12 protein-coding genes and 1 riboswitch are annotated in these 10,891 nt (G+C 49.8%); of the genes, 8 read left to right on the forward strand and 4 right to left on the reverse strand.

All coding sequences use genetic code 11. The annotated features are described in order from the left end of the window. Positions 1-316 precede the first annotated feature (316 nt). Positions 317-784, reverse strand: a complete 468-nt coding sequence (locus tag HOK28_24720; GenBank protein ID MBT6436316.1) for a CYTH domain-containing protein — start codon at positions 782-784, stop codon at positions 317-319. Between the two features lie 182 nt (positions 785-966). Here HOK28_24720 and mnmD point away from each other — a divergent pair, with 182 nt between their 5' ends. Together mnmD and HOK28_24730 are read left to right on the forward strand one after the other, a co-directional pair. Then, positions 967-1,743: a tRNA (5-methylaminomethyl-2-thiouridine)(34)-methyltransferase MnmD gene (gene mnmD / locus HOK28_24725; protein ID MBT6436317.1), complete on the forward strand. Its 777-nt coding sequence runs from the start codon at positions 967-969 to the stop codon at positions 1,741-1,743. Next, positions 1,740-2,894 (forward strand): FAD-dependent oxidoreductase, encoded by a 1,155-nt coding sequence (locus HOK28_24730; protein ID MBT6436318.1) that lies wholly within the window; start codon positions 1,740-1,742, stop codon positions 2,892-2,894. Before mnmD ends, HOK28_24730 begins: the two co-directional genes overlap by 4 nt. Here HOK28_24730 and HOK28_24735 read toward each other — a convergent pair. Continuing rightward, positions 2,873-3,253 carry a PilZ domain-containing protein gene (locus tag HOK28_24735; GenBank protein ID MBT6436319.1) on the reverse strand — a complete coding sequence of 127 codons (381 nt, stop codon included), beginning with the start codon at positions 3,251-3,253 and terminating at the stop codon, positions 2,873-2,875. The two genes, HOK28_24730 and HOK28_24735, sit on opposite strands and share 22 nt — an antisense overlap. A gap of 147 nt (positions 3,254-3,400) precedes the next feature. Between HOK28_24735 and HOK28_24740 the strand changes: the two genes are divergently transcribed. Continuing rightward, positions 3,401-3,829, forward strand: a complete 429-nt coding sequence (locus HOK28_24740; GenBank protein MBT6436320.1) for a chemotaxis protein CheW — start codon at positions 3,401-3,403, stop codon at positions 3,827-3,829. On the opposite strand, the gene HOK28_24745 is transcribed toward HOK28_24740, so the two are convergent. Together HOK28_24745 and HOK28_24750 are read right to left on the reverse strand one after the other, a co-directional pair. After that, entirely contained in the window at positions 3,814-4,185 is a 372-nt protein-coding gene (locus HOK28_24745; protein ID MBT6436321.1) for a hypothetical protein, read from the reverse strand. The two genes, HOK28_24740 and HOK28_24745, sit on opposite strands and share 16 nt — an antisense overlap. A 68-nt stretch (positions 4,186-4,253) precedes the next feature. Continuing rightward, positions 4,254-5,090, reverse strand: coding sequence for a hypothetical protein (locus HOK28_24750; GenBank protein ID MBT6436322.1), 837 nt, complete (start codon positions 5,088-5,090; stop codon positions 4,254-4,256). A 95-nt stretch (positions 5,091-5,185) separates the two neighbouring features. Here HOK28_24750 and HOK28_24755 point away from each other — a divergent pair, with 95 nt between their 5' ends. From HOK28_24755 to thiC, 5 genes are all read left to right on the forward strand, one after another. Further along, positions 5,186-5,590, forward strand: a complete 405-nt coding sequence (locus HOK28_24755; GenBank protein ID MBT6436323.1) for a group II truncated hemoglobin — start codon at positions 5,186-5,188, stop codon at positions 5,588-5,590. 22 nt (positions 5,591-5,612) lie between these two features. Next, positions 5,613-6,563 (forward strand): prolyl aminopeptidase, encoded by a 951-nt coding sequence (pip, locus tag HOK28_24760; GenBank protein ID MBT6436324.1) that lies wholly within the window; start codon positions 5,613-5,615, stop codon positions 6,561-6,563. A gap of 248 nt (positions 6,564-6,811) precedes the next feature. After that, the gene (rocF, locus tag HOK28_24765) at positions 6,812-7,726 is read left to right on the forward strand and encodes an arginase (GenBank protein ID MBT6436325.1); all 915 of its coding nucleotides are present in this window, start codon (positions 6,812-6,814) and stop codon (positions 7,724-7,726) included. A gap of 67 nt (positions 7,727-7,793) precedes the next feature. Continuing rightward, on the forward strand, positions 7,794-9,083 hold the full coding sequence (locus tag HOK28_24770; GenBank protein MBT6436326.1) for a VCBS repeat-containing protein: 1,290 nt from the start codon (positions 7,794-7,796) through the stop codon (positions 9,081-9,083). Positions 9,084-9,163: 80 nt separating this feature from the next. Further along, positions 9,164-9,268, forward strand: a riboswitch (TPP riboswitch). A gap of 52 nt (positions 9,269-9,320) precedes the next feature. Beyond that, positions 9,321-10,891 (forward strand): phosphomethylpyrimidine synthase ThiC (thiC, locus tag HOK28_24775; GenBank protein MBT6436327.1); only part of this gene is annotated, 1,571 nt, incomplete at its 3' end.

Consider the following 10,891-nt stretch of genomic DNA (forward strand, 5'->3'; position numbering starts at 1 on the left):
CCCCCCAAAGCAGGCGAATCGTACGTAGAAAACGCAGCGGTACATCAAGTTCCAAAGCCAATGATGTAAGAATCAGGGCAAATGGTTTGACGACTCGCTCGTAACATCGCCGAACTTGGCCGAAGCCGCATCATCAGCGATGGCCCCCAAAACATCAGCGATGCTGTGTTTGGTTATCCCTTGCCCGCCCCCAGGCAAAATGAGTTTTGCATTCTGAAGGTTCACTTGTAAAGACAAAACCGAATCTAAATTCAGGAAATAGCGATGTAGGACAAGCTCTTACACTCTTAGAGGGGAAATAAAAAGTCGCAAAATGCTACCAGCTCTTAAACGGTTGGGCGATTAAATTAGAGTTCAAATAGCGGGTGTCGTGACTAACTTCAGCCCCAACCCAATCCGGCTTTTCAAAAGCTTCATCTTCACTCGTCAACTCAATTTCGGCGACAACCAATCCCTCATTCTCACCGGCGAAAACATCGATCTCCCAAGTATGAGGACCACACGTAAGCTTATGCCGTCGCTTCTCAATGGTGGGCTGCAAGCAAAGTTCGCGTAGCATCGTTTGAGCATCATCCAAGGGTATTTCGTATTCAAATTCAGGACGACTTATTCCATCTCCCTTACCCTTAATCGTCACCACAGCTTTTTCACCCATTTGGCGAACTCTTACGACCCGCTCAGGTGTCGTAGAAAGGTAACCTTGATGATAATACTCCCCTGCATCAGCATCAGCTTGCCAAGAGTCACTCTGTAAAAGGAACTTACGCTCGATCTCTACACCCATCTTTGAACTCCTTCTTCGACAATCCGCGGATTTTTGGTTGCGCAAGAGCGCGTCCATTGCCTATATCCACGTCCGATCCCTCACACAATGACAAGGTTCACCATGTACCCAAAATCTCAACGGCATAGGCCTAAGTTCATGGTATCTTGCTTCCCCGTTTATCCTACGCCCAAAAAACTATCATGAACAACGTAGATGCAAGTGAAATTCAAATTGATGCATTAGAAATTGAATCCACTCTAGATGGCTCATCAACTTTAATCGACCGAGCCACTGGGATCACCTACCGCTCGCTCTTTGGCGCATATACCGAGTCTACCTATGTCTTTGTGGAAGGTAGCCGGGTCTTCTCCAAAAAAGGACCATGGAATATCTTAGAATTCGGTCTGGGCGGCGGCAGCAACTTAATGAGTACACTAAAGAGGTACAGAGAAAATCATTCGACTGCTGCGCTTCATTACCATGCCATTGAACGTGCTCCTGTTTTGCCTGCGATTGCGCAAGAGCTACATAAAGCACACGGTTTCTACTCAGATTTAGAACTCTTGTTGAGTGCTTTGAATATGGCGCTAGAAATACCGAAGCAGCCCCTTTTCATGAAGCACCCATCTTTGAATATCACGCTTACTTTGTGGTTAGGCGACTTCCGAAGAGCCAAGCTTCCTCGAGCCACCTTCGACGCTGTTTACCACGACCCCTTCGACCCAAGGGTCAATCCCGACGGCTGGACCGACGCTTGGTTTTCCGCTGCCAGGCACGCTATGAAAGACGATGGCATTCTTACGACTTACAGCGCCGCCACTCCCACACGAAGAGCGATGGCAAAGGCAGGACTACACGTCGGTATTCAGCCCGGTGTTGGCGGCAAAAGAGAAATGACTGGCGCATCACCCAATCCAAAATCCCTCCAAGGCTACAAACTATTGCCAGCCCATAAGCAACCTGGGGCAACCCGATGACTAAAACCACTCTAATTATTGGTGGCGGAATTGCTGGACTCACATTGGCTCAAAGTCTTGTTCAAGCTGGCTACGACTCTAAGAATTTAGTCATCGTCCACCGACCGGTTACAGGTCAAACTGGGTCGACCAATCCGGGCGGACTCTTAAATCCAGTCCCCGGAGCTTCACTTAATCCCAAGCCAGGAACCTTAAAAGCCTTTCGCTATACCATGAGCTGGATCGAGACATTCCCCTCAGCACTCCGGGCTCAATGCATCACCAACCTGAAACTGCTTCGACCCTTTAATCTCGAAATTCAGCCAGGGCGTAGGCTCCTCAAATCATTTCAGCAAAGCCAAGAGATTCTCAACGAACATGTGGGCGTTCGTCAGCTCAGCACAGCCGAACTACAAGAGGTTTATCCTCATTTAAATGGGTGCGATGGCGCCATCGAATTCGCCGAGGCCGCCACGCTGCCGATGAATGAAGTTAGTGATTACTTAACCCAGAAGCTCATCGAAGCTGGCGTATGTATAAAGACTTCTCAAGTGCTTAGGGTTTCCAATCTACCCAATCATTGGCAAGTTGACCTTCACGGAGAATCGATTGAAGCCGAGCAAGTAGTATTTGCCACGGGGTCTGAGTTACTCCAATTTTTTCCGAACCTTCCCTTACGAAGCACGGCTGGGTACCTCGCACAGATCACGATGCCTTCGGCATTTCCAAAGACTCACGCTGTGAGTGGTAGAGGTCACCTTTGCCCCATGGCCGATGGTAGCTGGATCCTAGGAGCCACCTATCACCAAGAGAGTGCCCCGGAACCCGAAGACGATGCGGCCTTGCGGCAAATTCTTCTGAGTAAAATTGGCCAATGGGTGGGTGAGACTCATCAAAGTGAATGGCTAGGTTCATGGCGAGGAGTTCGTGCAGTCATCGCTCCCGAGAAACAACCGCTCATTGGAGCCATTCCAGGTTCCAGTGGCCTTTTCGTACTCGGTGGTTTCGCTTCCCGAGGGCTTCAGTGGGCCCCCTTTTGTTCTCAGCAACTCGCAACACACCTTATGGGCGCTCCGTTGGCATTACCTGAATCGATTTTAAGCAGTAGATTGAATGCAGAAACGTGGACACTAAACGCGCAGAAACAAGCTCACCAAACTTCGCCAAGCTGAGTCTCGAGGTAATCCCGAAGCTTCTCGGACTCTTCCCCTTTTTTCATTCCCAAGAACTTGATGGCAATCGCGCTCCATTTCACGCGAGATACCTTGCAGTCACAATGCATTTCACCGCGTGGCAGCATTAATCGAAGTTTACCGTTCCAACCCGCAATCTCGGGGCTTAAGACGGTACCCTCTTCGACCTGAAGCAGTGCACCTTCCAAGCTCACATCACTTGAGTAGCCCACATACTTGTTGTCGCCTACCTCAAGGGCAAAAGGAAGCTTCACTTCGGCACGTTCACGGTCACGCCTGCCTTCACTTTCGTCTTTTGCATTGCCACGCCCGATACCGAGCTTCTTTAACCAAGACATTATCAACCTCGAGCCTTAAGAAAGGGTTTAAATCAAGATCACAGAATAAATCGCCAGGCCGAATAGAGCAACTCTAACCACTAATATGTTAAAAAATAAGAACATTTTTTTGGCGATTCCGACGGCTACGGTTATGGGTCTTAGGGTATGGCCACCAAACAACTTTGTACGTTTCGCTTAGCCGACCATCTCTATGGAATAGGTCTCGAAGCACTACAGGAAGTTACGCGCCATATCCCGATGACTCCTGTTCCCGCCAGTTCAGCCTGGGTGGCTGGTCTTTTAAGTTTACGAGGGCAAATCATAACCGCTTTAGACTTACGTACCAGACTGGCCTTGCCCCCACGTTCACGAGAACAAAACCCAATGAACGTCGTCGTTCTTCACGACAAAGAGCTGGTTTGCCTCTTAGTCGACTCTATCTCTGACATTATTTTCGTGGATGAAGAAGATTTTTGCCTACCCCCAGCAACACTGGACCAAGAGATGCAATCTTTTATTATTGGCGCCTATAAGCTAGACAAAGAACTCGTCGTAGAGCTAGATCTCGAAGAAATCATTCATGCGGCCAGATAGGATGCAAGAGACTTGTCGCAAAGTGAGATAAGTGAATCCAACGTCGTGGCTTTGTTCATCTGCGAGTCATTCATCACTTGCTTCCACTCACCCGCCATCACCACAAAAGCCGCGGGAAGAGCCGTATCTTGAAGGTTTTCCGGCATGGTATCTTTGTAAAGAAAACGTGTCTTGAACGGTAACCCCTTAAGGTACTTGGCCCAGCCGCGATGCATCCCAAGATTCCCGTAGGTCACACTGCACAAAGAGCAAGCGTAAGTATTTGGGGAAACTATCTTGTGAACGTAGTCTATGAGAGCGTGCCCCACTCCACTTTGCGCGTTGTAAATAAAGCAGAGTTCTCTTTCTTGTCGCATCGTTCATCCTAAGAGTTCCAGGAGCTTATCTCCGAATAAAACAATTCATCAAACCGCTCACGCAGAACCTAGGGTCTCCCACTGAGTTCTTCATCCAATTGAGCGACTGCAGCCTTTAGCTTAGACAAACGCTCCTTGGACAGCGACAAACGTAGAGACTGTTGCTGCTTGGGCAACCGGAGGGCCTCGCGCAAAGGTTTGGTAAACGAATCCATTACAACCAAGTAATGTTTGTCCTGAAAATGCCAGATATCGTCGGAGCCTGCCCTTGGAAGGTTCTTTTGGATTTCACCCAGGTGGTCGTTCATATAAGCCAAAAACCAGTCCCGGCGCTTTTCGTAGGGATGAAACCGAGACAAGAATCGAGCCGACATGCGTAAACTCACCGTTCGAGCGAGTTCATCCTGATAGAAAACATTCCAACCGCCTTCTTTTTGAGCCTGCTTGCTCCGTAAGTTCAACTTATCGTGCAAGAGTGCCAGTTCGTTCTGCCAAGCATCACAGTGTTGTGAACCGACTAGAAAAGCTGTGGCTCGAAGAAAGGCGGGAATCATACGGCGACTCAATGCGCCCTGACGAATCCCCCCGTCGAAGTGTCCCTCGCATAAATGCTCGAAAGGCTGAACCGTAAGTCTGCCCAAAAGATTTTGCCGACTGTCACCATCGGACCGGCGACCGAGCCACAACTCGAACTCCCGCACCAAACCGGCTAAACTAAGCGTTAATTCTCGCTTATCGCCAGAAACTTGGCGACACGCGGCCTGAATTTCCTCAAGTGTTAAACGCCCTCTTCGGTCTCTCGCGGCCTGAATAAGATGCGTCTCCTGTTTACGCAAAAGCTCTTCCAGGCGAGTCACGTGCGCGAGGGCAAACTCTTCGAATAAAGCATCTCTAGTTTCAGACATGTTAGGAGTTTAGTCGCGGGTGGTTAAAGTGTCTAGAATATCTGCCATTGAATTACACTCTTTCCTATTATCGTCGGATGGGCTACGCACCTCACATGAGCGATGAGAAGAACATAAGCCTCTATGAAGCCCTTGGCGGCGAAGAACCTATCCGGCGAATTGTCGATGGATTCTACGATTTCATGGAAACCCTTCCGGAAGCTAAGGAGGTTCTTGAACTTCACCCCAAAAACCTCACCAGCAGCCGCGATAAATTTTATTGGTTCCTGGTTGGATGGATGGGTGGACCCGACCTTTTTGTGCAACGATTTGGGCATCCAAGACTGCGCGCCCGGCATCTAACCTTTCGCATTGATACAGCTGCCCGGAATCAATGGATGTTGTGCATGGAAAAAACACTCGAAAAAGAAATAGCCGACGAGAACATTCGTCAGCAACTTCTCGGTGCGTTTGGTCGCCTAGCCGACCATATGCGTAATACACCGGACAACCCCAGCTAAACTCTTAAGAACGGGAAACCCAATGCATTTAGATGACATTCTTTATCCCGCCATTGAGCCATTCGAATCTGGCATGCTCGAAGTTGAGGCGCCCCACAAGATTTACTGGGAACGCAGCGGCAACCCACAAGGTAAACCCGTGGTTGTCATTCATGGTGGGCCTGGGGGCGGAAGCCAGCCCGGTTATCGTAGCTACTTCAACCCGCTCAAATACTGCATTGTCCAGTTCGACCAACGCAGCTGTGGTCATTCAACACCGCACGCCGAACTAAAAGACAACCACACCATGGCGTCGGTTAAAGACATCGAAACCTTGCGTAAGCACTTTGGGACTGAGAAGTGGCAAGTTTTTGGTGGTTCTTGGGGCAGCACCCTTGGCTTGGTATACGCTCAAACTCATCCTGAAAGGGTCTCCGAACTTGTTTTGAGAGGTATCTTTCTCTGCCGTTCTAAAGAGTTACAATGGTTTTACCAGCACGGCGCCAGTGAAATGTTCCCTGATGCATTTGCGCCTTATCGTGACCATATTCCCAAAAACGAACAAGGTGACCTCATTGGTGCTTATTACAAAAGGCTTACCAGTAACGATGAAACCACGCGCCTTGAAGCGGCAAAAAAGTGGACGGGCTGGGAAATGGCAACGAGCAAGCTGATTCCAGATTCTGATTATCTAGAGAAGGCTAACGATGCTCATTTTGCGCTGGCCTTCGCACGAATCGAATGCCACTACTTTATCAATAAGATCTTCTTGGAAGAAAACTTCATATTGAACAACGTTGAGAAAATCCAAAATATACCCGGTGTGATTGTTCAAGGTAGATACGATGTGGTTTGCCCCCCAGTGAGTGCTTGGAACCTTCACCAAGTGTGGCCGAAAAGTGAACTTCACATGATTGCTGACGCTGGACACAGCGTGGGTGAAACTGGAATTGCGCAGGCTCTGGTAGAAGCAACCGACCGGTTTGGCGCCTGAGCACTGCGTCAGATCGCAACACCAGCCTTTTTGGTTCTTTAAAGGTACTTTTTTCAACAATTTAAGACTCGCCAGGACTCCATTGACTTGGATGCTTGAAAATTTTCGCATAATGAGCGCGTCCGATTTGGGTTCATGTTCAGGCACCACCTGACTCTTCTGAGTCAGCATCTTGATGAACTCTTAAGGACGACAGTTCTTCAAACCACAATCTGTGCTTTCAAACACAAGAATGCAGGAGAAGTCCCATGAGACTATCTATTACTAATGTTCACTTAGACCTTGGCGCTGGTAAGCGTGGAACCGATATGGGTCCATCCGCTATCCATTTAGCCGGACTCGTTCCAAAACTAGAATCAATGGGTCACACCATCGTTGACACCAAAAGCTGCGGCATTGGTCTAGCCGACGTAAATGACCCACGTTACCCCAAAGCCAGATTTCTCGACGAAATTCACGAGACCTGCGCCTTCATTGCCAATCGCGTGAAGCAGGCCACAGATGACGGACAAACACCACTGGTATTGGGCGGTGACCATTCTCAAGCCATTGGCACACTTTCGGGGATGACCAATCACTATAAAGCGAAAAATCAGGACATCGGCGTTATTTGGGTAGATGCCCACACAGACATGAATACTCCCGAATCAAGTCCATCTGGCAATATTCACGGTATGCCACTGGCAGCACTGCTAGGTCATGGCCCCAAGAAATTGGTCGAGCTGGCCGGCGATAGCCCCGCTCTCAATCCAGAGAAAGTTGTTGTCTTTGGCGCTCGCGATGTGGACGCCACCGAAATCCCATTGGTTAAAGAACTCGGCGTTCGAGTTTACACGATGCACGAAATCGACTCGCGGGGAACCAATATTTGCGTAGCAGAGGCCATTGAGCGTGCTTCTGACAATACTGCCGGTATTCACTTGAGCTTCGACCTCGACGGCGTAGACCCAAGCCACGCTCCCGGTGTCGGCACGCCGGTCCCTGGCGGTTTAAGCTTACGAGAGTCTCATCTGCTCTGTGAAAGCATTGCGGCAACAGGCAAGCTCATCGGTATGGAGCTTGTGGAGCTTAACCCGGTCCTCGACAATAAGAATGTTACCGGTGAATTGGCGGTGTGGTTGATTCAATCAGCACTTGGCAAAACCATTCTTGGTTTGCAGTAACACGGTAAACTGAGCTACGAGCGTATCTGGATAAAGCCCCACAAACTCATTGGGAGAAGCTTACAAGATGTCGCCACGCCGTATCACATACCTCCGTACTTTCTTACTCAGCCTTACTTGGGTCATAACCGCTTGCTCGAGCCCATCAGAGCCGGAAGCGGTTAAGCCCAAAGCCGAGCAACCTTCAAGTGTTGCTCCCGCCAACCCTGGAGAGCAACCAACTTTACTGCTCTCTCAAGCTCAGTTTGCGTATAAGAGCTTACCCAACGGGAAAAAAATCCCTCAGCCTGGCGCGGCAAAATTAACAATGCTCTCATTCAACGGGAAGAGCTTTGACACCACAGTGCTTGAGGACGAAGAGAGCCGCGTCTTTCACAAGGCGCTCTGCATTAACAAGCCTGACCAACCAAGAAAAATACTCACGCTTGCGGCCACTGGGGCCCACCTTAAAACTTGGACTTCATCAGGCGGACAATGGACTGGCCAATCCCACTGGAAACCTGAGTTTGGTGGAAAATGGGACCGCTTACGTGATGTTGAAAGAGGCGATATCAATCACGATGGCAAAGAAGAGCTCGTTCTCGCCACTCACGATCAGGGTGTTATTGCTGTAGCGTCACCCACCCAAACGGGCTGGGATATCCAGGAAATATACAAGCAAAAGACGACGTTCATTCACGAAATCGAAATTGGGGATGTAGATGGTGATGGAAGGCTCGAATTCTTCGCGACTCCCTCTCAGCCCAACCGAGCCAACTCATCACAAGGCGGCGCCGTCATTGGTTTTTTCTATGAGAATAAGACCTATCGTCAGGAAACAGTGGCCCAATTTCCAAAGCGCCACGCTAAAGAAATCTTTGTGGGTGACATTGATGGTGATGGAACGGATGAACTCTACGCATCCGTTGAGGCACAAACACGCAAAAGCGTCTCTGGACCAAGCGTAGTCAAGCCTCTCGAAATCCGTCGCTACGATCGCCAGAAAAACGGTAAATGGACCGGCGTAACCATTTCTACCCTCGATGGAGGCATCCAAGCCCGGGTTATTCTAGGCGGCGATTTCATGAATACCGGGAAAAAGCAGCTTGTGGTGACCACGATGAAAGCTGGTATTTTCGTCTTGGAACACGGTGAGAAAGCTTGGACTCAACACCTCGTAGATGCCAATTCTTCGGGTTTTGAGCATGCTGCTGGGCTTTTCGACATCGACTCAGATGGCAAACCCGAGCTCTACGTAACTGCCGATGACCAGGATGTGGTGAAACGCTATCGCCACACATCCACTGGCTTTCAAGGCGAGGTTATTGGCCAGCTGATGCCTCGAGACCTCACGTGGTCCATTGAGTTCTGTCCCTGATATCATCTTGTAGAAACCTCAGTACCGGCCTATAGAGAATGTCTCCGGGCTCTGCTGTGAATCAAATCGCAACAGAGCTCGGAATTCCCACGGGGTGCGCACAAGCGCTGAGAAAAGCTTCACACCTTTAACCCGTTGAACCTGATTCGGTTTGTACCGACGAAGGAATGGGACGCGTCCAAGCATTCGTGTTTTGAGCCATTCCCATTTCAATTCCATGCCCTGCAGGAGAAGATAATGGCCGCAGATACACCAGTTGACCCCAATTCATTGCTCACACGTACCCCTTTGACTGGCTCTAAAAAGGTCTACGCCAAAGGCACCATTCATCCCGATATCCGGGTGCCCATGCGAGAAGTGACCTGCACCAACAAAGAAATCGTCACACTCTATGACACCTCGGGAGTCTATACAGAGCCAGAAGCCGATATCGATGTGGCCAAAGGGCTGGGTACCAAGCACCGCGGTGAGTGGATTGAGAAACAAGGCGACACTGAACTCTATGAAGGGCGTGACGTCAAGCCGATAGACAACGGACACCGTACTTCATTGCTTGCCCGCGGAACCAGCTTCCCCGCACTCACACGAAAGCCGCGCCGTGCTAAGCCCGGTCATAACGTTAGTCAAATGCACTATGCCAAAAAGGGAATCATTACTCCCGAAATGGAATATGTCGCCATTCGCGAAAATATGCGCTGGGCTGAACTGCGAGAACGTTACAGCCACGCCGAGCGTGACAAGCGCTTGCGCGGAAATCCGTGGGGAGCAAACCTTCCTCAAGAAGTAACTCCGGAATTCGTTCGTAAAGAAATCGCTGAAGGCCGTGCCATCATTCCTGCGAACATCAACCACCCTGAACTAGAACCAATGATTATTGGCCGTAACTTCCTCGTGAAGGTCAACGCCAACATTGGTAACTCTGCCGTTACATCCTCTATCTCAGAAGAAGTAGAGAAAATGGTTTGGGCTATCCGCTGGGGCGCTGACACCGTGATGGACTTGTCCACCGGAAAAAACATCCACGATACACGTGACTGGATTCTTCGGAACTCACCTGTGCCAATCGGTACTGTCCCAATTTATCAGGCCCTCGAAAAAGTCGGCGGTGTAGCTGAAGACCTCACTTGGGAAATCTTTCGGGACACCTTAATTGAGCAAGCAGAGCAAGGGGTAGATTACTTCACCCTGCACGCAGGTGTACTTATCTCTTATGTTCCAATGACCACTGAACGCGTTACCGGCATCGTAAGCCGCGGCGGTTCAATCATGGCCAAATGGTGTATCTCCCACCACAAAGAGAACTTTCTCTATGAGAACTTTGAGGAGATTTGCCAAATCATGAAGGCTTACGATGTAAGCTTTTCGCTCGGTGATGGCCTGCGACCTGGTAGCGGCGCAGATGCCAATGATGAAGCACAACTCGCCGAGCTTAAGACCTTGGGAGAGCTCACTAAGATTGCTTGGGAGCACGACGTTCAAGTCATGATTGAGGGTCCCGGTCATGTGCCAATGCACATGATCAAGGAAAACATGGATCTTGAGCTAGAGCAGTGTCACGAAGCACCGTTCTACACACTCGGGCCACTCACCACGGATATCGCTCCCGGCTATGACCACATCACAAGCGGCATTGGAGCTGCGATGATCGGCTGGTACGGCTGTGCGATGCTTTGCTACGTCACCCCGAAAGAGCACCTCGGTTTACCCAATAAAGACGACGTAAAAGTTGGTCTTATCACTTACAAGCTCGCCGCTCATGCCGGAGATGTCGCCAAAGGTCACCCGGGTGCGCGCTATTGGGATGATGC

Source organism: Deltaproteobacteria bacterium (genome assembly GCA_018668695.1).
GTDB lineage: Bacteria > Myxococcota > XYA12-FULL-58-9 > XYA12-FULL-58-9 > JABJBS01 > JABJBS01.

What these genes read in the sequence shown, in the direction of transcription:
- HOK28_24720 (MBT6436316.1), bottom strand. Translation starts at nt 784, where the DNA reads ATGGGTGTAGAGATCGAGCGTAAGTTCCTTTTACAGAGTGACTCTTGG.
- mnmD (MBT6436317.1), top strand. Translation starts at nt 967, where the DNA reads ATGAACAACGTAGATGCAAGTGAAATTCAAATTGATGCATTAGAAATT.
- HOK28_24730 (MBT6436318.1), top strand. Translation starts at nt 1,740, where the DNA reads ATGACTAAAACCACTCTAATTATTGGTGGCGGAATTGCTGGACTCACA.
- HOK28_24735 (MBT6436319.1), bottom strand. Translation starts at nt 3,253, where the DNA reads ATGTCTTGGTTAAAGAAGCTCGGTATCGGGCGTGGCAATGCAAAAGAC.
- HOK28_24740 (MBT6436320.1), top strand. Translation starts at nt 3,401, where the DNA reads ATGGCCACCAAACAACTTTGTACGTTTCGCTTAGCCGACCATCTCTAT.
- HOK28_24745 (MBT6436321.1), bottom strand. Translation starts at nt 4,185, where the DNA reads ATGCGACAAGAAAGAGAACTCTGCTTTATTTACAACGCGCAAAGTGGA.
- HOK28_24750 (MBT6436322.1), bottom strand. Translation starts at nt 5,090, where the DNA reads ATGTCTGAAACTAGAGATGCTTTATTCGAAGAGTTTGCCCTCGCGCAC.
- HOK28_24755 (MBT6436323.1), top strand. Translation starts at nt 5,186, where the DNA reads ATGAGCGATGAGAAGAACATAAGCCTCTATGAAGCCCTTGGCGGCGAA.
- pip (MBT6436324.1), top strand. Translation starts at nt 5,613, where the DNA reads ATGCATTTAGATGACATTCTTTATCCCGCCATTGAGCCATTCGAATCT.
- rocF (MBT6436325.1), top strand. Translation starts at nt 6,812, where the DNA reads ATGAGACTATCTATTACTAATGTTCACTTAGACCTTGGCGCTGGTAAG.
- HOK28_24770 (MBT6436326.1), top strand. Translation starts at nt 7,794, where the DNA reads ATGTCGCCACGCCGTATCACATACCTCCGTACTTTCTTACTCAGCCTT.